This is a genomic window from Devosia neptuniae (assembly GCF_025452235.1).
GTDB lineage: Bacteria > Pseudomonadota > Alphaproteobacteria > Rhizobiales > Devosiaceae > Devosia.
Genome location: NZ_CP104965.1, coordinates 3,755,538 through 3,778,224, shown reverse-complemented (window position 1 = coordinate 3,778,224; position 22,687 = coordinate 3,755,538). Strand labels below are relative to the sequence as shown.

General features: G+C 63.3%; 23 protein-coding genes and 1 riboswitch. Of the genes, 5 read left to right on the top strand and 18 right to left on the bottom strand.

Annotated features, from left to right (window positions below; all coding sequences use genetic code 11):
• Nucleotides 1–101: 101 nt before the first annotated feature.
• The gene (locus N8A98_RS21315; protein ID WP_262168325.1) at nucleotides 102–509 is read left to right on the top strand and encodes an ArsR/SmtB family transcription factor; all 408 of its coding nucleotides are present in this window, start codon (nucleotides 102–104) and stop codon (nucleotides 507–509) included.
• Between the two features lie 140 nt (nucleotides 510–649).
• Nucleotides 650–1,396, top strand: coding sequence for an SDR family NAD(P)-dependent oxidoreductase (locus tag N8A98_RS21310; RefSeq protein ID WP_262168324.1), 747 nt, complete (start codon nucleotides 650–652; stop codon nucleotides 1,394–1,396).
• Nucleotides 1,397–1,541: 145 nt separating this feature from the next.
• Here N8A98_RS21310 and atzF read toward each other — a convergent pair whose 3' ends face one another.
• The 13 genes from atzF to N8A98_RS21245 all read right to left on the bottom strand — a co-directional run bounded on the left by atzF (nucleotide 1,542) and on the right by N8A98_RS21245 (nucleotide 15,209).
• A complete protein-coding gene (atzF, locus tag N8A98_RS21305) occupies nucleotides 1,542–3,347 on the bottom strand; it encodes an allophanate hydrolase (RefSeq protein WP_262168322.1) in 1,806 nt (601 codons plus the stop codon).
• The gene (uca, locus tag N8A98_RS21300; RefSeq protein WP_262168320.1) at nucleotides 3,347–6,883 is read right to left on the bottom strand and encodes an urea carboxylase; all 3,537 of its coding nucleotides are present in this window, start codon (nucleotides 6,881–6,883) and stop codon (nucleotides 3,347–3,349) included. Before uca ends, atzF begins: the two co-directional genes overlap by 1 nt.
• 47 nt (nucleotides 6,884–6,930) lie before the next feature.
• On the bottom strand, nucleotides 6,931–7,539 hold the full coding sequence (locus N8A98_RS21295; protein ID WP_262168319.1) for an urea amidolyase associated protein UAAP2: 609 nt from the start codon (nucleotides 7,537–7,539) through the stop codon (nucleotides 6,931–6,933).
• A 13-nt stretch (nucleotides 7,540–7,552) separates the two neighbouring features.
• Complete coding sequence (locus tag N8A98_RS21290; RefSeq protein ID WP_262168318.1) at nucleotides 7,553–8,350, bottom strand: urea amidolyase associated protein UAAP1; 798 nt, start codon at nucleotides 8,348–8,350, stop codon at nucleotides 7,553–7,555.
• Entirely contained in the window at nucleotides 8,347–9,174 is an 828-nt protein-coding gene (locus N8A98_RS21285) for an ABC transporter ATP-binding protein (protein ID WP_262168317.1), read from the bottom strand. The genes N8A98_RS21290 and N8A98_RS21285 overlap by 4 nt, the downstream gene beginning before the upstream one ends.
• Nucleotides 9,174–9,989: an ABC transporter permease gene (locus N8A98_RS21280; protein ID WP_262168316.1), complete on the bottom strand. Its 816-nt coding sequence runs from the start codon at nucleotides 9,987–9,989 to the stop codon at nucleotides 9,174–9,176. Before N8A98_RS21280 ends, N8A98_RS21285 begins: the two co-directional genes overlap by 1 nt.
• A 47-nt stretch (nucleotides 9,990–10,036) precedes the next feature.
• A complete protein-coding gene (locus N8A98_RS21275; protein ID WP_262168315.1) occupies nucleotides 10,037–11,110 on the bottom strand; it encodes a putative urea ABC transporter substrate-binding protein in 1,074 nt (357 codons plus the stop codon).
• 71 nt (nucleotides 11,111–11,181) lie between these two features.
• A riboswitch (guanidine-I (ykkC/yxkD leader) is annotated at nucleotides 11,182–11,290 on the bottom strand.
• Between the two features lie 171 nt (nucleotides 11,291–11,461).
• Nucleotides 11,462–11,908: a c-type cytochrome gene (locus N8A98_RS21270; protein ID WP_262168313.1), complete on the bottom strand. Its 447-nt coding sequence runs from the start codon at nucleotides 11,906–11,908 to the stop codon at nucleotides 11,462–11,464.
• Complete coding sequence (locus tag N8A98_RS21265; RefSeq protein WP_262168312.1) at nucleotides 11,905–12,348, bottom strand: c-type cytochrome; 444 nt, start codon at nucleotides 12,346–12,348, stop codon at nucleotides 11,905–11,907. The genes N8A98_RS21270 and N8A98_RS21265 overlap by 4 nt, the downstream gene beginning before the upstream one ends.
• The gene (locus N8A98_RS21260; protein WP_035098356.1) at nucleotides 12,341–12,880 is read right to left on the bottom strand and encodes a methylamine dehydrogenase light chain; all 540 of its coding nucleotides are present in this window, start codon (nucleotides 12,878–12,880) and stop codon (nucleotides 12,341–12,343) included. The genes N8A98_RS21265 and N8A98_RS21260 overlap by 8 nt, the downstream gene beginning before the upstream one ends.
• 20 nt (nucleotides 12,881–12,900) lie before the next feature.
• The gene (gene mauD / locus N8A98_RS21255) at nucleotides 12,901–13,500 is read right to left on the bottom strand and encodes a methylamine dehydrogenase accessory protein MauD (RefSeq protein WP_262168309.1); all 600 of its coding nucleotides are present in this window, start codon (nucleotides 13,498–13,500) and stop codon (nucleotides 12,901–12,903) included.
• Between the two features lie 24 nt (nucleotides 13,501–13,524).
• A complete protein-coding gene (locus tag N8A98_RS21250) occupies nucleotides 13,525–14,055 on the bottom strand; it encodes a MauE/DoxX family redox-associated membrane protein (RefSeq protein ID WP_262172101.1) in 531 nt (176 codons plus the stop codon).
• The gene (locus tag N8A98_RS21245; RefSeq protein ID WP_262168307.1) at nucleotides 14,055–15,209 is read right to left on the bottom strand and encodes an amine dehydrogenase large subunit; all 1,155 of its coding nucleotides are present in this window, start codon (nucleotides 15,207–15,209) and stop codon (nucleotides 14,055–14,057) included. Before N8A98_RS21245 ends, N8A98_RS21250 begins: the two co-directional genes overlap by 1 nt.
• A 157-nt stretch (nucleotides 15,210–15,366) precedes the next feature.
• On the opposite strand from N8A98_RS21245, the gene N8A98_RS21240 reads away from it, so the two are divergent.
• On the top strand, nucleotides 15,367–16,284 hold the full coding sequence (locus N8A98_RS21240) for a helix-turn-helix domain-containing protein (RefSeq protein ID WP_262168306.1): 918 nt from the start codon (nucleotides 15,367–15,369) through the stop codon (nucleotides 16,282–16,284).
• A 50-nt stretch (nucleotides 16,285–16,334) separates the two neighbouring features.
• On the opposite strand, the gene N8A98_RS21235 is transcribed toward N8A98_RS21240, so the two are convergent.
• Nucleotides 16,335–17,216 carry an AraC family transcriptional regulator gene (locus tag N8A98_RS21235; RefSeq protein ID WP_262168304.1) on the bottom strand — a complete coding sequence of 294 codons (882 nt, stop codon included), beginning with the start codon at nucleotides 17,214–17,216 and terminating at the stop codon, nucleotides 16,335–16,337.
• A gap of 149 nt (nucleotides 17,217–17,365) precedes the next feature.
• On the opposite strand from N8A98_RS21235, the gene N8A98_RS21230 reads away from it, so the two are divergent.
• Nucleotides 17,366–17,752, top strand: a complete 387-nt coding sequence (locus N8A98_RS21230; RefSeq protein ID WP_262168302.1) for a nuclear transport factor 2 family protein — start codon at nucleotides 17,366–17,368, stop codon at nucleotides 17,750–17,752.
• Nucleotides 17,753–17,821: 69 nt separating this feature from the next.
• Complete coding sequence (locus N8A98_RS21225) at nucleotides 17,822–18,193, top strand: nuclear transport factor 2 family protein (RefSeq protein ID WP_262168301.1); 372 nt, start codon at nucleotides 17,822–17,824, stop codon at nucleotides 18,191–18,193.
• Between the two features lie 23 nt (nucleotides 18,194–18,216).
• Here the strand turns inward: N8A98_RS21225 and N8A98_RS21220 are convergent, their stop codons facing one another.
• The 4 genes from N8A98_RS21220 to N8A98_RS21205 all read right to left on the bottom strand — a co-directional run bounded on the left by N8A98_RS21220 (nucleotide 18,217) and on the right by N8A98_RS21205 (nucleotide 22,617).
• Nucleotides 18,217–18,945 (bottom strand): ATP-binding cassette domain-containing protein, encoded by a 729-nt coding sequence (locus N8A98_RS21220; protein WP_262168299.1) that lies wholly within the window; start codon nucleotides 18,943–18,945, stop codon nucleotides 18,217–18,219.
• Nucleotides 18,942–19,952 (bottom strand): ABC transporter permease, encoded by a 1,011-nt coding sequence (locus N8A98_RS21215; protein ID WP_315974560.1) that lies wholly within the window; start codon nucleotides 19,950–19,952, stop codon nucleotides 18,942–18,944. The genes N8A98_RS21220 and N8A98_RS21215 overlap by 4 nt, the downstream gene beginning before the upstream one ends.
• Before the next feature lie 67 nt (nucleotides 19,953–20,019).
• Entirely contained in the window at nucleotides 20,020–20,976 is a 957-nt protein-coding gene (locus N8A98_RS21210; RefSeq protein ID WP_262168297.1) for a sugar ABC transporter substrate-binding protein, read from the bottom strand.
• A gap of 111 nt (nucleotides 20,977–21,087) precedes the next feature.
• Nucleotides 21,088–22,617, bottom strand: a complete 1,530-nt coding sequence (locus N8A98_RS21205) for an aldehyde dehydrogenase family protein (protein ID WP_262168295.1) — start codon at nucleotides 22,615–22,617, stop codon at nucleotides 21,088–21,090.
• Between the last annotated feature and the right edge of the window lie 70 nt (nucleotides 22,618–22,687).

The window sequence follows — 22,687 nt, the reverse complement described above, 5'->3', positions numbered from 1 at the left end:
GGGCAAAGACATCGTTCCGGTGAACAAGCTGCTACTTCAAGCGGTTCCGGCTTGACGGGTAACGCCTGGGTTACTTAGACGGGCTTCGATACGAGAGAATTATGGCCCCTGTTCCCATCTTCATCGCGCTGGCCGATCCGACGCGCTGCCGCATCATCGAATTGCTGCAAGTCGGGCCTTCGCCGGTCCACCGCCTTGCCGCCGAATTCGACATTAGCCGCCCCGCCATTTCGCGCCATCTGCGGGTGTTGCGCGAGGCCGGACTGATCCGCGAGGAAAAGTCGGGCCGGGAAAACCACTATGCCTTGCAGGCCAAGCGCCTGGCACCGGTGCGCAAATGGCTGGAAACGCTGGCGCCGGCTCCCGTGCAAAAAGCCGTATCTGCCCCGGTGGCCAAGCCCGCGCCCGCGCCGGTTTCTGATCCGGTGGTAGAAGTCGTGACAGACACGCCAGCACCGGCCAAGCCACGCAAATCTGCGCCGCTCTCGCAGATGGGTTTTGACTTCTAAGCGCTGCGATAGAGCGATAGCTTGTCTGCATGAAGCGCCGCCTGAGGAGGGGCGCCAGTGAGTCTGCGATGTGCCGGTTGCGGCGCGACCATCGCCGACGACTGATGTCGCAACTATTTGAGTAGAAAGCCTTTTCCAAGATGAACCAGATCGATTTGAATGGCCAGGTCGCCGTGATCACCGGCGGCGCCCAAGGGCTGGGTTTTGCCATGGCGCACCGCATGCTGGCTTCCGGCGCCAAGGTGAGCCTGTGGGATCGCGACGCCGCAGCGCTCGACAAGGCCGTAGCAGCACTGGGCGAAGGTGCGTCCAGCAAAGTCGTTGATATCACCGACCTCAGCGGCCTCGCCGCTGCCCACGCCCAGGTCGAGGCTGAAATTGGTCCGGTGTCGATCCTGGTCAATTCAGCCGGCATCGCCGGCAGCAATGCCAGCCTTGAAGACTATGATTCCGAAGAATGGCGGCGCGTCATCGAGATCAATCTCAATGGTACATTCTACGTCAACAAGGTGGTGATCCCATCGATGAAAGCCCGCAATTACGGGCGCATCGTCAACATCTCCTCGGTCGCCGGCAAAGAGGGCAACCCCAATCTGTCCGCCTATTCCGCCGCCAAGGCCGGCGTGATCGGCCTCACCAAATCGCTGGGCAAGGAGCTGGCCAAGTTCGATATTGCCGTCAACGCCATCACCCCGGCCACCGCCAAAACGCGCATCCTGGAAACGCTGACCCAGGAATTCATCGACTATATGCTGGTCCGCATTCCCCGCGGCCGGTTCCTCGAGGTCGAGGAAGCCGCCGCCATGGTCGCCTGGCTGGTCAGCAAGGATAATAGCTTCACCACCGCCAGCGTCTTCGACCTCTCCGGCGGCCGCACGACCTACTAGGATCACGCGGCCGGCAAGGGGCTTCAGCGTTTGGGGCGATCGCCGACGGAGCGGCGGGAGCCGATGGCCTCTATGCGGGCGATCAGTCCCTGCTGGATAAGGTGGCGAAGTTTAGCGAGCCAGGTCAGCACTTTGGTCTCCTTGGTCAGGTGCGGGAGGCGATGAAATTGCGCCAACCGCCGTGATGGGTGATGTCCTGGGCGCCGGAGACGGCATGGGCTTCGCAGAGGAAGCCTGAAACCGTGCTGCCGTCGTCGAGGCTGATCTTGCCAATACCGAGCGGGGCGGGAATGCGGGCGACGAATTGGCCGAAGGCGGCGGCGGGGAGAGCCCAGATTTCGACTTCGAGGCCAGCCCCCGCGAAGCCGGGTTGCTGCACCATGCCCGGCTTGGGCGGGACTGTGCCGGGCAGGGCGAAGAGCTGGTAATCGGCTCCGGTGCGGCAGCTTCTGAGCAGGCGTCCGCCGGGGCCGGTTAGTTCGTGATTGAGCGGCATGCCGCTCAGATGAGCGCCGACGACGGCAATGGGAATGAAGGCGTCGGGCGCGGCCGGAACCTTGCTGGCTTCGGGCAGGGTCGCGGTCTTGTCGCGGCCCATGCCGCTGGCGGCGCGGCGGTGCAGGGCGTCGGCGAGGGGGGCCAATGCATCGTCGGTGAAGGCGGGAGCGACAAGAGTGACGCCGGCAGGCAGGTGGCCGGCGCTGTCGAAGCCCGCCGGAATGGCGATGGCTGCGCAATCGAGCAGATTGACGAAATTGGTGTAGCGGCCGAAATGCGAATTGCGCCGGATCGGGTCGGCCTGCATTTCGGCCACGGTATAGGTGGTGGGCGATGTGGGGAGCAGCAGCACATCGGCCTTGGCCCATTCGGCTTCGGTGATGCGGCGCAATTCCTCCAGCCGGTATTTGCCGTTGAAGGCTTCGACCGCGGTCTTGCCCTTGGCGCCGGCGATGATGGCGCGGACGGTCGGGTCGAAATCGGCCTCGTTGCTGGCAAAGAAATCTTCGAGAGCAGCCAGGCGCTCGGCGACCCAGGGACCGTCATAGAGCAGGGCAGCGGCTTGGCGGAACGGGGCATAGTCGAAGGGGACGATGGTGGCGCCCAGGGCGCGGGTATTTTCTATGGCCGAGTCATAGAGCTTCTCGACCTCGGTATTGCCGAAGAATTCGCGCTCGGCGCCATCGAGAACGCCGACGCACAGGCTTGAAATGGGCAGGTTGGCCCAAGTGGCGCGGCGGGAGAAGGGATCGGTAGCGTCGAAGCCTTCGGCCACTTTGCGGACGGCAACGCCATCGCCCACGGTCGCCGCGAAAATGGTCACGCAATCAACGCTTTTGCAGGCGGGGATCACACCGGTATTGGGCAAGAGGCCCGGTGTCGGCTTGATGCCGACAAGATTGTTGAACATGGCGGGGACGCGGCCGGAGCCGGCTGTGTCGGTGCCCAGGGAGAAAGTAGCGAAGCCGGCGGCGACGGTGACAGCCGAGCCGGAGCTGGAGCCGCCCGAGACATAGTCGGCGTCGAAGACGGAGCGTGGCGCGCCATGGGGCGAGCGGGTGCCGTTGAGGCCGGTGGCGAACTGATCGAGATTGGTCTTGCCGATGACGATGGCGCCCGCCGCGCGCAGGCGGGCGATGACTGTCGCGTCGGCGGCGGGCTGATAGGCAAAAGCCGGGCAGGCGGCCGTGGTAGGCAGGCCCGCCACATCGATATTGTCCTTGACCGCGAAGGGGATACCCCAGAGCGGCAGGCTATTGGGTTCTGGATGCTCGGCCATCAGGGTTTCGGCGGCCGAGCGGAGGGTTTCGTCACTGACCGGGGTGATGAACACGGCCTTGTCGGGCCAGGCGGCGCGGCGTTCTATGACGGCTTGGATGATGTCGAGCGGGGTCGCCTTTCCCTCTGCATAGAGGGCTTTGAGAGTGGCCAGGTCCAGCATGATCGGCAGCATCAGATTTCCTCCAGAACGACGATGACATCGCCGGTTTTGACATTGCGGCCAGGGGCCGCGCGGACGTCGCGGACGCGGCCGGCGGCGTGGGCGGTGACGGTGATTTCCATTTTCATGGATTCCACGATGGCGACGGCTTCGCCTTCGGCGACAGCGGCGCCGTCTTCGACCAGGATTTTCCAGATATTGCCGGGGACGGTGCTGCCGACGCCGAAGCATCCGGCAGGGATATCGCCCTCCAAAGCGCCGTTGCCGGCGTCGTCGGCGACGAAGCTATCGAGGCCCTCAGCCTTCCAGCGATTGCGTTCGGCGTCGAAGGCGGCTTGCTGGCGGGTCTTGAAGGCGGTGATGCTGTTGGCATTTGCCGCAAGGTCACGCGCGTAGTCGGCATAGGAGAATTTTGTCTCCTCGATGCGGATGGGATAGGCGCCATGCGGGAAGGCGGCGCGGGCTTCGGCCAGCTCCTGATGATCGACGGGGAAGAAGCGGATCTGGTCGAAGAAATTGAGCAGCCAGGGCTTTTGCGGCTGGAAGGCGGGTGTCGAGCGCCAGGTGTTCCAGACCTGAATGGTGCGGCCGAACAGCTGATATCCGCCTGGGCCTTCCATGCCGTAGATGCACATATAGGCCCCGCCAATGCCGACGGCGTTTTCAGGCGTCCAGGTGCGGGCGGGGTTGTATTTGGTGGTGACGAGGCGATGGCGCGGATCGACCGGGGTGGCGACCGGAGCGCCCAGATAAACGTCGCCCAGGCCGAGCACGAGATAGCTGGCGTCGAAGATGGTTTGCTTGACGGCGTCGACGCTGTCGAGGCCGTTAATGCGGCGGATGAACTCGATATTGTCCGGGCACCAGGGCGCGTTGGGGCGCACCAATTCCTGGTATTTCTGCATCGCCAGCTGAATGTCCGGATCATTCCAGGACAAAGGCAGGTGCACGATCCGGCTGGGGACGACCACCTCTTCGGCGGCGGGGAGAGATTTTTCGATTTCCCCCAGCAAACCCAGTAAGCGGCTGCGCGACATGGCGGTGCCGTCATAGTGAATTTGCAGCGAACGGATGCCGGGGGTGAGGTCAATGGCCCCGATTTTGCCGTCCCGCTGGATGGATTTCATCAACAAGTGAACGCGCAAACGCAGCGCGATATCGAGGGACATGTCGCCATATTCGACCAGCAGGTTGTCGTCGCCCTGGCGGCGATAGACGACCGGCACGGGACCATCATCGGAGCGGGCAAGAATGGCCGAGCCGGTGTCGATGTCCGGGCGCTGGATGGCGGGCGCGGCAATCGGATCGTCGGGGCGGGCGAGGGGCCGGAAGCGGATGGTGTCGCCGGGCTTGAACTGGCCCATTTTCCAGAGTTCGTCGCGGGCGATGACGGCGGGGCAGACGAAGCCGCCCAGGCTCGGACCATCGGGGCCCAGGATGATGGGCATGTCGCCGGTGAAGTCGATGGCGCCGACGGCATAGGCATTGTCGTGCAGATTCGAGGGGTGCAAGCCCGCTTCGCCGCCATCGGTGCGGGCCCATTTGGGGGCGGGGCCGATGAGACGGACGCCGGTGCGGGCACTGTTGAAGTGGACCTCGTAATCGGTGGCGAAGAGGGTTTCGATATCGGTATCGAGGAAGAAGTCCGGCGCGCCATGGGGGCCGTAAAGCACGCCGACATCCCAGTGGCGGGAGAGGGGTGCCGGGGCGCTGGCGGGCCGGGCGGCTGTCTGCTCGGCGCGGGCGAGATGGAGCACCTGGCCTGCTTTGAGCGTGCTGGTGGCGTGGCCGCCGAATTGGCCAAGGCCGAAGGTGGCGCGGGAGCCGAGGACCACGGGAGCCGCGAAGCCGCCGGACACGGCGAGATAGCTGCGTTGGCCGGGGCCGGCGATGGCGCCGATGCTCAGGGTTTGCCCGGCGGCGACGGCGATTGCCGAGTTGTGGGCGACAAGGGCGCCGTCGAGCTTCATCGGCATGGCGGCGCCAGCCAGCGCGATAGTGGCGGGGGCGTGAAAGCGCAGGGTGGGGCCGGCGACAGTGAGTTCGAGTGCAGCCGTAACGTCGGCGTTGCCGACGAGGCGGTTGGCGTGGCGGAAGGAGCGCTCGTCCATGGGGCCGCTCGGGGGCACGCCGACATGCCAGAGGCCCAGACGCCCGGGGAGTTCCTGCAGGCTTGATTGCGCGCCGGGGGCGAGGACTTCGATGACATCGGGGATGAAAGCGAAGTCCTTGAGCGCAGTGGTGGCCACCTTGCCGCTGGCGAGCAGATCGGAGGCTGCGATGGCGCGGAGATATGCCAGATTGGTTTCGATGCCGGTGATCGAGGTGTCGTTGAGCGCGGCGCGCAGATTGGCGATGGCAGTGGGGCGGTCGGCCCCGGCCACGATGATCTTGGCCAGCATGGGGTCGTAATAGGGGGTGACCTCGGTGCCGGTTTCGATCCAGGTGTCGATACGGGCGCTGTCGGAGAACCGCACTTCAGTCAGCAGGCCCGCGCTGGGCTGGAAATTGGCATGCGGGATTTCGGCATAGAGGCGCACTTCGATGGAGGCGCCTTTGGGGGTGATCGGGCCGGCTGTCGCTATGGGGTCTTCGCCGGCGGCCTGGCGGATCATCCATTCGACAAGGTCGATGCCGAATACGGCTTCGGTGACGGGATGTTCGACCTGGAGGCGGGTATTGACCTCAAGGAAATAGAAATCCTCGCGGATGGGATCGTAGATGAATTCCACGGTGCCGGCGGAGGCGTAGGCGGCGGCGGCGCCCAGATCGGTAGCGGCTTTGTGCAGGCGGGCGCGGGTGGCGTCAGTGAGGCCGGGCGCGGGGGTTTCCTCGACAACTTTCTGGTTGCGGCGCTGCAGGGAGCAATCACGTTCGCCCAGGGCGATAACCCCACCTTTGCCGTCGCCGAATATCTGCACTTCGACATGGCGGGCATCGGAGACGAAGCGCTCGATATAGACGCGGGCATCGCCAAAGCTGGCCGTGGCGGTGCGCTGCACGCTGTCGAAGGCGGCGGCGAGAGTCGAAGCGTCGGCGCAGAGTTGCATGCCGATACCGCCGCCGCCGGCCGTGCTTTTGAGCATGACGGGGTAGCCGACGGTTTCGGCCGCAGACAGGGCTTCGGCGGCACTGGTCAGCAGGTCCGTGCCCGGCAGCAGGGGGACGCCGCTGGCCTTGGCCAGTTCGCGGGCGGTGTGCTTGAGGCCGAAGGCTTTGATATTGGCCGGAGTCGGTCCGATAAAGGCGATGCCTTCGGCGGCTAGCCGTTCGGCGAATCTGATGTTTTCGCTGAGAAAGCCGTAGCCGGGATGGACCGCCTGGGCGCCGGTGGATTTGCAGGCGGCGATGACGGCGTCGATATCGAGATAGCTCTCGCTGGCGGGCGCCGGGCCGAGACGGACGGCTTCATCGGCGAGCGAGATGGCCTTGGTGAAGCGGTCGGCGTCGGAATAGACGGCGACCGAGGCGATGTCCATGCGGCGCAGGGTTTTGATGACGCGCACGGCGATTTCGCCGCGATTGGCGATGAGGACTTTGGTGAACATGGTTCAGTGCCCCCCGCAGGCGCGATCTGCGGCTATACGGTGCAAGATCATGCAGCATCCCCCGAAATCACGACCTTGATCGGCGTCGGGTTGAAGCCGTTGCAGGGGTTGTTCACTTGCGGGCAGTTGGAGATGACGCAGAGGACGTCCATTTCGGCCCGCAGTTCGACATGATCGCCGGGGGCGGAGAGGCCGTCGACGATGGTCATCTGGCCGGAGGGCTCGATGGGCACGTTCATAAAGAAGTTGATATTGGGGACGATGTCGCGCTTGCCCATGCCGTGTTTGGTGACTTCGAGCAGGAAATTGTCGCGGCAGGCGTGGAGATATTTGGTGTTGTAGCCGAAGCGGACGGTGTTGCTTTCGCAGGAGCAGGCGCCCGCCGAAGTGTCGTGGCGGCCGCAGCTATCGGCCGTCACCACCAGCATGACATTGCCTTCATTGCTGATGACTTTTGTGCCGATGCCGACATAGGCACTGCCCTGGACGCGAAGCGTGTCCTGGCCGCTATAACGCTCGGAGAAGTCGTCGGCCTTGTAGAACAGGGTATCGACGGCCTGCTGGCCTTCGCTGTCGACAATGCGGATGGTCTGGCCCTTGCGCACAATACCGGACCAGGGCTTTTCGGCGGGGATGAAGTGTTCCTGAATGCTCATCTGTGTCTCCCCCTCAAGCCAGCTGCATGCTGTTGTTTTCAAAGCCACGAATGGCTTCGGCGGTGGCAGTGCGGCAGAGGTCGTCGGCGGGCACGGGCAGGCGGAAGCGGGTGACGGTCACCGGATTGGGTTCATAGGCGGGGTTGGGATCGAGCGGGTGCGGGCAGTTGGACAGGGCGATGACCAGATCCATTTCGGCGCGCAGTTCGACATAGTCGCCGGGCTGGCGCATGTCCTCGCGCCAGACGAAAGCGCCGTCGGCGGTGACGCGGACAGGGGCGAAGAAGGTGAGCGCCGAGGGGATGTCGCGACGATCCAGCCCCAGCTTGCCGGCGACGAGGACGAAATTGTCGCGCGTATTGCGAGTGTCGCCGGAATAACGGGTGTTGGAGGCGGCGTTGGAGCCACCGACCAGGCCATCATGGGCGGATGAGGCCGCCTCGGTGACCGAGAACATGACGCGGCCCATATCGGAAAACAGCACGCGGCCCTTGGCGATGGCGGTGGTCCATTGTACTTTGACGGTGTCGGGCAGGTTGAGGCGCTCGCTGGTGTCGGCAAGGCTCCAGGCAATCATGGCCACGGCCGAGGGGCCCTGATCCTGGGCGATGCGGATGGTGTCGCCGGCTTTGAGATTGGTGGACCAATACCAGCCGCCGGGAACGGTTTCGGTGTGGATGGGGTCGGCAATCGGCGCGGCGGGAATCGCGCTGGGGGCAGGCAAGGCTTTGGGGGCGTTTTGCAGGCCCTTGCGCTGATGTTCTTCATAGCGCGCGCGGTCGGCGGCGATCTGTTCTGGCGTACGGCTCATGGATTATCTCCTTGTGTTGGCGCCAGGTCGTCCTGAGCAAGACCCAAGGGCATGACCGGGTCGTCCCGGTCGGGTGCGAAAATGGAGGGCTCGCCGGCAATGCGCGGCGGCCAGATATCGATGTCGCGGCTGAGCAGGGCGCCGTAGCGCTCGCGCTCTTCGGGGCGGTCGCGCGGCCGCTCGAAGGCGATGACGCGGGTGCCCAGGGTGAAGGCCTCGCGCATGTCATGGGTGACCATGACGACGGTGAGTTCAGTCTCGTGCCACAGGCGCTTCATCAGCACGTGGATTTCGGCGCGAATGCCGGGATCGAGCGCGCCGAAGGGCTCGTCGAGCAACAGCACTTTGGGCTTCATGATCAGCGCCTGGGCGAGGGCGAGGCGCTGTTGCATGCCGCCGGAGAGCTGGGCGGGGTATTTGTCCTCGGAACCGGCGAGGCCAACATCGGCGATGAGCTGGCGCGCTTCTTCGACGGCACTGCGCTTGCTGGCGCCGAACAGGCGGGCGGCGATTTTGGAGCCGGTGAAGGCCTTGCCGAGCAGCACATTGCCCAGCACGGTGAGGTGCGGAAATACCGAATAGCGCTGGAAAACGACGCCACGGTCGGGGCCGGGCTCGGCCATCAGCGGGATGCCATCGAGGGTGATGGTGCCGCGCGTGGGGGCTTCTTCTCCCAGCAGCATTTTGAGGAACGTGGTCTTGCCGCAGCCGGAGGGGCCGACCAGGGCGACGAAGGCGCGGGAAGCGATGGTCAGCGAGACCTTTTCCAGCACGATCTGGTCGCCATATTCCTTCCAGACATTGTCGAGCACGATGGTACTCATCACTGCCGCTCCAGATTGGACCAGGGGAAGATGGCGATGCGCAGCCGATCGAGCGCGAAATTCATGATGATGGCGAGGAGCGTAATCCAGGCCACATAGGGGAAGATCACGTCCATCGAGAGGTACCGGCGGACGAGGAAGATGCGGTAGCCGAGCCCGGAATCCGCCGAGATGGCTTCGGCGGCGATGAGGAAGAGCCAGGCGGGGCCCAGTTGCAGGCGCAGGCAGGTGAGCAGCCGCGGCAGAGTTTGCGGCAGGACCACGCGCAGGGCTATCTGCCAGGAGGAGCCGCCCAGGGTTTCGGCCTTGATGATCTGTTCGCGCGGCAGCTCAATGACCTTGAGGGCGAGGTCGCGGATCATGGCCGGGGCGACGCCGATGACGATCAGGGTGATCTTGGCGGCTTCGCCCAGGCCCAGCACGATGAAGAGAATGGGCAGCAGGGCCAGCGGCGGCACCATGGAGATGGTGGCGATGAACGGGGCCAGCAGCGCCCGCACATAGGGGAACATGCCCACGGTCATGCCGAAGAGCAGGGCGATGGCGGTGGAAATGCCCAGCGCCCAGAGCAGGCGGGAGAGGCTGGCTGTGGTGTCCACCCACATCAGATATTCGCCGGTGCGGACATCGGGGGTGAAGGCCATGCGGTTGATGGCGTCGGTGAGGCTCGCTAATGCGGGTAGCAATTTGTCGCTGGGATTATCGGCCAGCCGCGCCGCCGAGCCCATACTATAGGCAATGACCAGCAACACGAAGGGCGCGAGCATGAGCATCAGCCGCATGGCCGGCCCGGGTTTGGTATTGATCCAACGCATGTAGGAGGCTCCGCCTATGGGCCGGCCAGAAGCCGGCCCGATCCGGTTCAGAGGGCGCTGTCGGCGGCCATGCTCAGGTAGCTGGCGGTGAAGCGCAGCTTTACGTTGGCGGCGTCGCCCAGCACGGTGCCATCGGGCAATTCGATGCCTATGACGTCAGCCGAAGGGGCGCCGGAGCCGAGCAGGCCCTTGTCGAACAGGAAGGTGCGGACGCGATCCATGGTGGTGGCAAGCTCGGGCGCGGTGGTGAAGGCGACGGCTTCCGCTGGCGTGGGGAACAGCTTGGTGGCGGCAAGCTGAGCCTCGAAACCAGCCTGGTCGGTGCCCGAGGCAACGCCCATGGCCTGCCGCGCGGCTGCGCCTTCCGGAGTGTCGGCGGTCATGATGGACATCGTGTCATACCAGATGCCGACCAAGGCCTTGCCGAAATCGGGATTGGCCGCGAGCACGTCGGTGTTGGCGACCATCAGGTCGATGATTTCGCCGGGAATATCGGCGCTGTTGAAGACATTGGTGGCGTCGGGCAAAGCGAGAATTTCGGAGACCATGGGGTTCCAGGTGACCATGGCGGTGACGTCAGGCGTCTGGAAGGCGCCGACCATATCGGGGTCGGAGGTATTGACCACATTGACGTCGCGCTCGCTCATCCCGGCGCTTTCGAGCGCCCGGGCGAGCAGGTAATGGGAGACGGAGAATTCGACGAGATTGACTGGCTGCCCCTTGATGGCGGCCAGCGCGGTCTGGTCCTTGAGGATGACGGCGTCATTGCCGTTGGAGAAGTCGCCGATGATCACGGCGGTGGTGTCGACGCCACCAGCAGCGGGGATAGAGAGGCCATCCATATTGGTGAGAGTCACCGCGTCATAGGCGCCTGCGGTGTATTGGTTCATCGACTCCACATAGTCGTTGAACTGGGTGACCTCGATAGTGATGCCGTATTTGTCGGCCCATTTCTGGACGATGCCATTGTCGGCGGCATAGCCCCAGGGCATCCAGCCGACATAGATCGACCAGGCGACTTTGAAGTCGGTCTTGGCCTGGGCGAGTGCGGGCAGCGTTGCGCCGAAACCCAGTGTCGAAGCCAGCAATGCCGTAACGAGAAATTTGGACAGTTTCGTCATGTCAGATCCCCTTTGCGTAGTCACAAAAAGGGATCGGCAGAAACCATCGAGCCAATCCCTTGGCTTACGAGGTCTCCCGGGCTTTTGTCCCGCCGTGTCCGACACGATTGCTCCCGTGCCGGCGGGTGGCTCTCGGACCAGACGCGTCATGACGACGCCGGAACCCTAGCACCCAACTCGCCAGACATGATGCAAGGCACGTGCCAAGTGTTTTTGGCCTGATATCGGGGATTTTAGGCCGGTTTTTCTGGGCTGGCGGCTAGAACATCGGCTGGCTGCACACCGATTGGGCAGGTGGTGTGCGGTCGCCGATATTCTTGGCAATGGCGCCGGCATGCGGTGCCTGTCGCGTTAAGGCCAGGGATAGCCCGCTGTGGCAATGCCCTGCTCGGTAAGAGTTTCGACCAGTTTGCGCCGATAGGTAACGACATCGCCAATACTCTTGGCGCGTAGTGTGCTGACTTCGATACCGGTGAACGGTACGAAATCGGCAGGCACGGATTCCCCGCCCCAATTGTCCATGATGTAGTTGAGCACTGCCGCGATTTCAGTGTCGGACAAGCTGGCGCCAATCACGCCGGGCACATGCATCAGATAGGTGCGCCCGGTTTCGTCGCGGGCAAAGGCGCCTACCAGGTTGCGAAAATCGGGGATGCCACCCACCGGATGTCCCGAGCCATCCATGGCATGGCACCCGGCGCAGCGCAGGATGTAATTGGCGTGGGGCGAGCGCTCTTGCGCGGCTGCGGGCGATGTCGCCAGCAGGCCGAGCAAGGCAAAGGCGCGCAGAGATTTCATTGGTTACCTTTGCGCATTGCCCGCAAGTCAGCGTGGCTGGGCACTGCTGCGCGCAATTCGGCAACCAGCGCGGCATCGACCGAAGGCGGCAGGCCATTAATGTCGGCCAGCAGGTAATTGGCGATGGCGACGATCTCCTCGTCTCCCAGCCAATTATGCGTCGGCATGGCAAGGCCCACATAGATCTGCCCGCGGGCTTCGATCTTGCCGGTGAGGCCGCTCAGGATGACCCCGGTGACATAGCGCCCGCTCTGGTCGCCCAGCCTCTGCCACAGCGCGGTGTCGTTGAGCGGTGGCGCCAGCCCCGGCGAGCCGCTGCCATCCGCCATATGGCAGGCGCCGCAGGTATCGGCGAAGGCTGTCTGCCCCGCCGCATCCTGCCCGTGGGCAGGCGCGGCGAGCAGTGCAAGCGCCAGCGTTACGACAAGGCCTTTATGCATCGGCGAGCCCGACCAGCACGGCCACGGTGCAGTGATAGCCCTTGGAATCATTGGCCATGCACCAGTTGATGTCGTTGTAGAGACCCATGCGATAGCCGGGGCGTTCGCCTTCGGAGGTGAAGCAGAACGAGCCGGCGCAGGTCGCCTTCCCGCAGCAATCATTGTAGGAGACGAGGTAATCCTTCTCGTCATTGGGATTGCGGCAGGTGCCCACCCAGGAGACTTTGGAGGCTTCCGAGCCCGGCGGGCACTGGTTGAGCGTGCCGCCGCATTCATTGCAGAGATTGCCGTCCAGCGCGCAATAGCGCCAGTAATCGCACGAGGTCTGGTCGCCATCGGGAGAGGCGCCCTCTTGCGCAAAGGCCTGGCCGAAATTGCGGTCGAAGGGCAACATGGGCAGCAGGCTTCCCCCCAGCATGGCGGCGCCCGCCTTGGTCAGAAAGCTCCGCCGGCCGGTGCCTTGGGCGATGCGGCGGCTGCTCTTTTCGGCGCCCCGGTCGAGCCATTCAAAGATAGTGTCGATCATTGCCATTGAAGGTACTCCTTAGGGGCTCAGCTATTGGCGGGGGCAGGGCTGTCGAGAAAGCTCTGGATCGAGTCGACGCCCATTTCCTTGGCGTTGAACAGGCTTTCCAACTGCTCGCGATTGTTGACCAGGCCCTTGGCGCGGATGACACCGCGATTGTCGAGCAGCACGGCAAAGGGCAGGCGCGAGACGCGATAGGACACGCCCAGGTCGCTCGACACCACATAAGGGAAACTGCCCAGATCCGCGGTTTCGATGAAGCGCTGATGCTTGGCCAGGTCGCCATCGCTGGCCAGCACTACGTCGAGCCACTTGTCTTCCGCCTGTCGCACCGAGCGCAGGATGGGCAGCAGCTTCTTGCAGACCGGGCAGGTGGGCGAGAGGAAGAACACCAGCGTCGAGCGGTCAGGCCGCGGGCCGATGGCCACAGTGCCGCCCGTCAGGCTGGGCAGGCTGAACAGCGGCGTCATGTCGCCGATGCGCGGACCGGCATCATTGACCAGCGCGCCCATGGGCGAGACGCGTTCGTAGAGCACCCCGATCTGGCGGGCCATGGCGAACAGCGCGACGATAAGGCAGAGCACGACGACCCAGAGGACGCCAACTGCGAGGATGAGTGCATTCATTTCCATTGTCCTTGTTTTCGCGCTTCAGCGCCGCAGCCGCATGACGGCAGTGGTGGCCATGATCTGCTCGATCAGCAGATAGCCCACCCACAGGATGAAGCCGCTGACCAGCGCGGCCGCTGCCTCGCTGAGCGAAAGTGCATAGGGCGAACCGACCAGGCACAGCGCAGCGATGGCGGCGAGCACGCCATTGCGGCCCACCAATTGCCAGCCCAGCGGCTGCACCGCGCCGCCACAGCCGCATTCGATGCGATCCCGGCCACGATTGATGTTGATGCCCATGCCGGCCGCATAGAGCCCGAGCAGCCCGACGGCGAGCACGGCGCCGGCCATGTTGCCGCCTGGCGTAAGCAGCGCGACGACGACCAGGACTTCGAGGCCGACCAGCACCATTGCGGCAAGGTTTACCCGGCTGGCGGGCATCAGGTCATAGTCGGCGACGAAGCCGGTGAACGCGGTGAAGTCCGAGAGCTTGTGCCAGGCCGCCCGGGCGAACAGCAGGGCGATGAACGCCGTTGCCGTCGCCGCGACCAGGCTTGTCCAAGTCGCCTCCATCACGGACCTACCACGACGACGGTGGCAAAGCCGGTGCCGTCACCCGATCCGGTCTCCTTGAGCGCAAACCTGGCCTCTGGATCAACGGCAAAGCGCACCACGGTGCTCTCTTCCTCATTGAGCCCGAACAGCACTGGCGTTTCCCCATCGGTGACCTTGATCGAGATCAGGCCGTGCGCCGCGGACTGGTAGAGCGCCTTGCGCGCCTTGACGTCATAAGCCCAGATTTCCTCGGATGCATTCTTGTGGCTGCCGTCATAGGCCTCGGCATGCATGGTCACGAACAGCACGCCATTGGCGTCGTTATAAGTGAGCAGATTGTAGCCGCCCGGCGCCCAGCCTTCGGCCTGGCCTTCGGTGATCGAGAACTTGTCGGTCTGGGTGATCGTGCCGGTCGCGTCCGACAGCAGATAGACATTGCCGTGATAGGAAATGAACGCCAGATCGGTCCCGATGCGATCGGAGGCGACAAAGATCGGGTCGGTATCGGCGTCGAAGATTTTCTCGCTGATGGTCTTTTCGGCGGCTGCGCCATCGGCGCCCACGTCAAAGCTGGCAAAGGTGCCATCGCCGCAGATCGTCGAGAAGCTGTGACCCTCGAGCGAGGGGTAGATGCCCCAGCAACCCGGCGTCGCCACTTCCTGCACCACGCTGCCGGCCGCCACGTCCACCACGGTCACCGAGGTGGCTGGCGTCGCATTCTGCACATAGACGAACTTGCCATCGGCGCTTTGCGCCAGCAGCGGTTCATAGGCGGCGACCATGGCGGCCTTGCCCGGCAGCAGGATTTCCTTGGTGATGGAGAGCGTGTTCACGTCATAGACGTTGAGCACCTGCTCGATCGGCCCATAGGTATAGCGCTTCATGAAAGTCGACTGCGCATAGGCCGTCTTGCCATCGGGCGCGACCAGCAGCTGGATGATGGCGCCCGCCGTCATATTGCCCTTGTTGGTCAGGTCATCAGCCGAATAAACCTCGATCGAGCTGGCCCCGCCCCATTCCTGCTTGCCCACGAAAATATTGGGTCCCGGCTCGATGGCCTCCTTCACCGAAAACGTCTCGGGGACGAATTCGGCCTCCTGCGCCATCACGGGAAAAGTCAGCATGGTGGCGCAGCACAGCGCACTGGCAGCAAGCAGCTTGGGTTTGATCATGCCATGGGTCTCCAATCGTCGGAGGACAGACTAGGAAGGCGCCATGCCGGCCGCTATCCACTCCAAACCGATTGAATGGCTAATTTATAGGCAATTGTGTTTATTGCTCAGTCTCTGCGCGCCTGCTACGGATAACGCGTAGCCCATAGCGATCATCATGCCCAAAGCCTTCGCCGCTGAATTCTTCGACGCCACCGAACAGGAAACCGCCTTGCCCGGCTGGGAGCAGCGTTTTCTGCAACTGGGGCCCAACCGCTATCACGGGCGGGTCGACTATCTGGTGATGCCGGGCATTTCGGTGATGCGCGAACGCGTCAACACCACCATCGCCCAAACCATCATGACGCCCAGGGACAGCGTCACCTTCGCCTTCACCGTCAATGACGATGCGCATTGGCAGATCAATGCAATGCCGCTGTGTGGCGTCACCTGCAGCGTCATTACCGGTGGGCTGGAATGGGTCGCCGTCTGTCCGGGCGGCTATGACATCGTGTTGGTCACCATGCGCGCGGACCAACTCGGCTGGGAGGTGCGCTCCGGCTTCAACGTGCTGTCGGGCTACGCGATGAAGGCGTGCCTGCATTGGCTGCTCGGCCTGCTGCCCAATGCGGCGGGGCCGAGAGAATCGGCCGACGAGCTGACCGAGCTATTGCCCGAGATCCTCATTGAGCAACTCGCCAGTCTCTACTTCAATTCCACCCAGCTGGAATGGCCTGGCCCCAGCACCAGCCCGGACTATTCCGCATTCCGGCGCCTGCAAGCCCGCATGTGCGGGGAAGGGGACATGCCCCTCTCGATTACCGCGCTCGCCGCCGACACCGGCATGACGCACCAGTCGCTGCACGACACGGTGCGCAACACCCTGGGCATCAATGCCAGCGTCTGGCTCAAGCAATTGCGCCTCGACGGCGCCCGCCGTGACCTGCTGCAGGCCGGGCGCACCGGCCGCACCGTCTCGGAAATTGCCCTGCAATGGCGCTTCTGGCACCTCGGCCGCTTCGCCAAATATTACAGCGCCCAATTCCACGAAACGCCATCAGAGACATTACGGGGCACAAGGTTGGTGCGAGCCTAGGCGCTTGAGGTGGTTTCCTGCGCCGCCATCCTGACGGCGCAGTACTGCCGTCAGTTCTTGTATCGCCGGCGAAAGGCAATCGGCGTGAGTTCCGCCTCGCGCTTGAAGAATTTGGCGAAATTGGTCGCCTCCTCGAAACCCAGACCCTCGGCGATCAGGTAGATGGGCCGGTCGGTGTGGACCAGGAGCCGCTTGGCCTCAAGCGCGATACGCGCGGCGATGACGCTCTTGGCGCTTTGTCCTGTCGCCTCCAGGGCTGCCCGCGTCAGGCTTTTCTCGGTACAGCCCAGCGCGGCAGCATAGGCCGATACCTGATGCCAGCCGGCATAGTTCTGCTCGACCAGCCGGCGAAACCTGGCATAGCGCTGCACGCCAGAGCTTCGGGTGACTTCGGCGCCCATATGCTGGTCCTGCAAAATGGCAAGGCGCAGGAGCAGCGCACACAATTCGTAACGCAGCAGGGCGTGCAGATCATTGGGCCGGGCGACGCTCGCCGCGTCCTGCTGCATGCGCGCGATCGCCTCGTTCACGGCAGCGAAATCGGCTTTGGACAGGGACAGATGATCGGGTAGCCGATCCAGGCCGAGGACCGGCAGCAGGTCGGTGGTGGTCTGCGTCTCCGACGGCAGGAATTCGGCACGAAACAGGACCATCCAGCCGTCCCAACCCTCAATGCTGCCAAAACTATGAACCTGCCCGGGCCGCAGCACGAGGAGGGAGCCGGCCGCGCAGGGGACCTGCTGGAAGTCCACCATCTGGGTCACCGTCCCTTGGGTGACGCAGATCAGGGTGTGGAAGGAATAGTGATACAGCGCCAGGATTTGCTCGGCACTCACCCGGCGCCGCAAATCCGAGAAATGGAAAATCTCGACATCCAGCTCGCGCCCGCTCGGACGATAGTTGAGTTGATCCAGCTTTCGGCTTTTAGTCATTTGGTTCCGCCACAGCCATTATGTCCGATAAGTATCACATAGCGGCATCTATGAACCACGACAGAATGGCATGCTGCCCATTATTACCACTCTCATGAACCGCGGATCACTTCGCAGCAGGTTCCAACATCTGCAAATGAGAGACCAAAATGAGCAATATCGATATCGCAAAGAGCTACATCAAAGCCGTCCAGACCAATGATCAGGCCACGCTTGGCGCATTGCTGTCTCCCAAGGTGGTCTGGCACCAGCCGGGCAAGAACCAGTTCTCGGGCACCAAGAACGGCATTGCCGAATTCGGCGCCATGATGGGCGGCATGATGGAGAAGTCTGGCGGCACCTTCGCCATTACCCACGCCCACCGCTATGTCGCCAATGGCGACCTGGTTGCCATTGAGATCGAGTTCTCCGGCCAGCGCGAGGGCGCCACGCTCGACCAGGCCGGCATCGATCTGTTGCGCATCGTGGACGGCAAGATCGTTGAAGTCTGGCTGTTCTCCTCCAATCCCGAGCAGGAAGACGCGTTCTGGGGCTGATAGGTCACGGAATCGAGGGCAGGGGACGAAAAGCGTCCCTGCCACCACTTTCAATCAAGGAGCTCCACCATGACCGAGGCCAACAAACAGCTCGTCATGACCGCCTATCAGCGCATTTTCGGTGATCTGGATGTGTCAGCAGTAGACCAGTACATGAGCCAGGATTTTATCCAGCACAATCCGACGACCCCTGACGGCCCGGAAGGGGTCAAGCAACTCCTGCAAATGCTTATTTCGCAAGGGGTGTCGAAACAAAAGCTCGAATACAAACACGTGCTTGCCCATGGTGATATCGTCATGCTGCACACCCCCTATGAAATGGCGGGCAAGGCATGGCGCTTCCTCGATATCTACCGCGTCGAGAACGGCAAACTGGCCGAGCACTGGGACGCGATGATGCAGATGCCGGATACCCGCGCGCACAATAATCCGCTGTTCTAGGCAGGAACACCAAGCACGGGGAGCTAGGTCAGCACCACGTGCTGGGTCAGCTCCTCAATCGTGGTGTCGGCCTTGGCCACGTCGAACACCTTGGTACCGTGGCTCATGATCACGAAGCGGTCGCAGACCTGGTAGGCGTGATAGAGATTATGCGTCACCAGTACGCTTGATACCCCCTCCGCCTTGAGTTTGAGCACCTGGCCCAGCAGCGCCTCGGTTTCGCGGACCGATAGCGCCGAAGTCGGCTCATCGAGCAGCAGCACCCGGCGCTTGAAGAACACGGCGCGCGCAATGGCGACGGCCTGTTTCTGCCCGCCGGACAGGTCGCCAACCAGCTTGTCCGGCGAGTCGATGCCCGAAATATGCACCGCGCTTTCCAGCACCTGCATGGCGATCTCGCGCATCTGCCGGAGATCGAGAAAGCCGAAGCGGCCGGTCAGTTCGCGACCCAGAAAGATATTGCGCGAAATGGAGAGGCAATCGACCAGCGCGGTGTTCTGGTAGATCGTTTCGATACCCGCTTCGGCGCTGTCGCGGCGGCAGGTGAAATCGTGCCGTTGGCCATCGACCGAGATATAGCCGGAATTGGGTCGGTGAATGCCCGAAAGCAGGTTGACCGTGGTCGATTTGCCCGCGCCATTGTCGCCGAGCAGGCCAACGACTTCGCTATGGCCCACTTCGAAGCTGAGATCGGTGAGGGCTTTGAGCGGCCCGAAGGTCTTGTTGATATTGTGCAGGGCCAAGAGACTCATGAGGCGGCTCCCCGGCGATCGAGCCCGTGATTGAAGATCGAGGCCACCACGATCAGCGTGGCGATGAACATGTCGAGATAGAAGCCCGGTGCCCGCATCAGCAGCAGCACGTCGGTAATGGTGAAAATCAGCATCACGCCCAGAAACACTCCCAGGATCGAGCCACGCCCGCCACGCAGGGAGAGCCCGCCGATGACGCAGGCAGCAATGGCCTGCAGCTCGAGCCCGGCGCCCTGGCCCGGTTGCACCGAGCCGACGCGTGTGGTGGCGAGAATGCCGGCGAAAGCCGCCATGAAGCCGGCAATGGCGAAGGCCATCAGCTTGATGGCATTGGTATTGACCCCGATGGCGGTCGCGGCCGAGCGGTTGCCGCCGGTGGCAAAGACATGGTTGCCGAAGCGATGCCGGTGCAGCATGGCCCAGAAGACCAGGCACAGCCCGATAAACCAGATGAAGGCCGCGTTGATGCCAAGCAGCGTGCCGGAAAACAGTGCGTTGAACACCGGATTGGGATCGAAACGCACCTGCACGGCGCCATTGAGCAGCAGCACCGCCCCGCGCCAGAACAACAGGCCACCGAGCGTCACGATGAAGCTGGGCAGGTTGAAGCGCAGCGTCAGTGCGCCATTGAGCAGGCCGATGGCAGCGCCGATGAGCAGGCCCGCGGGCGCCGCAAGGAAGGCGTCGACCCCATTGCCGACCAGCATGGCCATGACGATGGCGGTGAAGGTGTAAACCGAGCCGATCGACAGGTCGAACTCGCCTGATATCATCAGCACGCCGGCGCCTAGCGCCAGGCAACCCAGCACCGGCACCGAGCGCATCATGATGCCCATATTGGCCGATGAGAGATAGCGGAAGTCGTCGGGAAACAGCAGCCCGGCGGCGATGCAGCCGATTTGCACGGCAACGAAGACCAGCAGGATGGCGCCTGCCGGCATGGTGAGCAGCGCATGCAGGCTTTGGGCAGCCGTTCGCCTGGGCCAGGCGGCACGATGATCGATCATCTCGGTCACGGTCATATCCGGTTGTGAAAAAAGGAGTGGTCCCAGCCCGAAGGCCGGGACCAGCCAATCAGCGATAGGTGCCGATAAAGGGCTTCACGACGCCGATGCGTTCCTGGTTGAGGAAGGCGCCCTGGCCGGTATCGACATCGGTCGGGGTCAGCCCATACCGGGCGGCCATGGCGATCTGGGCGATCGGATAATAGCCTTGCAAATAGGGCTGCTGGTCCATGGTGGCGAACATGGCGCCGGATTCCACCGCATTGACGATTTCGACCGCCAGATCGAAGCCGCCGAACGGCACGTCGACACCGGAATCCCTAATGGCGCCGGCGCCAACGGTGGAGGTGACCGAGCCGGTGCCGAACACCGCCTTGATATCCGGATTGGCGATCAGCGCCTGGGCCATGATGTTCTGCGCCTCGGCGGGATCGAGGCCGGCGCGCACGGTTTCCACCGTGATGCCATGTTCGCTCATCGCCTTTTCGATGCCGCCGCCCCGTGCCACCGCAAAGCTGGCCTCGGGAATTTCGCGCGGATTGAACACCACATCGCCTTCTTTGAGATCGAAGGCCTCGATCATGCGATTGCCCAGTTCATACCCCGAGGCAAATTCATCCATGCCGACATAGGCCTGGCGGCAATTGCCGTTCGCGCCCTCGAGGTCGTCATTGTTGAAGCCGATGACCACTATACCGGCTTCGACGGCGGCGCAGATGCTATCGTCAAAGGCGTCGGAGCTGGAAATGGCGACAGCGATGCCATCAACGCCCGTGGCCACCGCGCTCTCGATCAGGTCGTTCTGGCGGACCGGATCGTTATTGGCATATTGCACATCCAGATCGACATTGAAGGCGGCAGCGGCGTCCTGGGCGCCTTTCACCACCGGATTGAAGAACTGGACGCTCGGATCGAGATAGATGATCATGGTTGCCTTGACCGGATCATCCTGGGCCGCGGCGCCACCGATAGTGGCGAACAGGGCGCAGCCGGCTAGCAAAGCGGCTTTCGACTTGGTCAAATTCATCGCTTAATCCTCCCTTGGATCTGTGACGGGTCCTCCTCAGGTCCCGTTCCGGACGGCGCTCTCCGACCAAGATCGCGCCGCCCGAATGCGTCTCCCCGCTTCAGCTCTTCCTCAATGCTGGAACCAGGGTTGGCCCCGCCCAAGTGTCATGTGCAGACCCTTGAACTGGGAATATTCGTCAAAGCCAAAGCGCCCGAGTTCGCGGCCGGTGCCGCTTTTTTTGTAGCCGCCAATGGGTAGTTCGGGCGTGCCGTCGATCACCGAATTGATCCAGCACCGTCCGGCCCGCAGCTTGCGCGTGGTCTGGATGGCGTTTTCGAGATCGCGCGACCAGACGCTGGCCGAGAGGCCAAATGGCGTGCCATTGGCAAGGGCGACCGCTTCCTCGGGCGTGTCAAAACCAATGGTGGCAAGGACCGGCCCGAAGATTTCCTCCTGGGCGATGGCCATGTCGGGGCGCACCTTGTCGAAAACCGTCGGGGCAAAAAAATTGCCCGATTTGGCATCGACCATGTCGCCGCCCAGCAGCAATTCGGCGCCTTCATTGACGCCGGCGGCCACATAGCTCGCCACCTTTTCGAGATGGTTGCGGCTGACCATGGCGCCAAAGCGCGTGCCGGCCCCGAGCGGATCGCCAAACGGCAGCCTGCGCGACAGCTCGAGCACTCGCTCGAGCAATGGCTGGCGGATTGAATTCTCGACAATCAGCCGGCTGCCGGAAATGCAGCACTGCCCGGCATTGTGATAAACGCCATAGGCAATGCCATCGGCGGCAGCGTCCAGATCGGCATCGGCAAAGACGATTTGCGGCCCCTTGCCGCCCAGTTCCAGGCCCACCCGCTTGACCCCCGCCGCCGCCAGGCCGGCGAGCGTGGTGCCGACACGAACCGAGCCGGTAAAGGCCAATACGTCGACCCGCGGATCTTCGGCCAGCACTTGCCCCACGGCAGGGCCATAGCCGGTGATGACGTTGAACGCTCCGGCCGGCAGGCCCGCCTCAATAGCCAGTTCGGCGAGGCGGATCGTGGTGCCGGAGGTGAATTCGCTCGGCTTGACCACGACGGTGCAACCCGTGCCCAGCGCCCACGGCACACGTTCGGAGACGATGATGAAGGGGAAATTCCACGGCGTGATGATGCCGACAACGCCCGCCGGCTCCCGCAACACCAAGCCGAGGCGGGATTCGCCAATGGCATTGTGGGTGGAGCCCTCGAGCCCGCGCGACTGGCCCGCGGCATAGTTCCACAGGTCAGCGCAATAGCCGATCTCCCCCTTGGCCTGTTCCAGGGGCTTGCCGGTTTCGAGGCATTCGATCAGGCCCAGTTCGTCGACATGTTCGAGGATTTTGGCGGCAACGGCATGCAGGATTGTCGAGCGTTCCGCGCCGCTCATCCGGGGCCAGGCGCCCGTATCGAAAGCCCGCCGCGCCGCAGTGATGGCAAGTGCCGCGTCGGCCGCGCCGCCCGCTGGCCATTCGCCGACGGCCTTGCCGCGATGGCCGGGACTTTCGCGGGTAATGGTTTCGCCCGACTGCGCGTCGACCGACCGACCATCGATCAGCATGCGATAGGCGCGTTTACTCGCCAGCCGCGGATCACTAAGGTTCGGCGCAACGAAATTGTCCTGAAAGCGTGACTGCATGGATATCGCCATGGCGGGCTGAACCCACCTCCTCGAATATATTCGGACGTTTCTATATGTCCTGTATGGA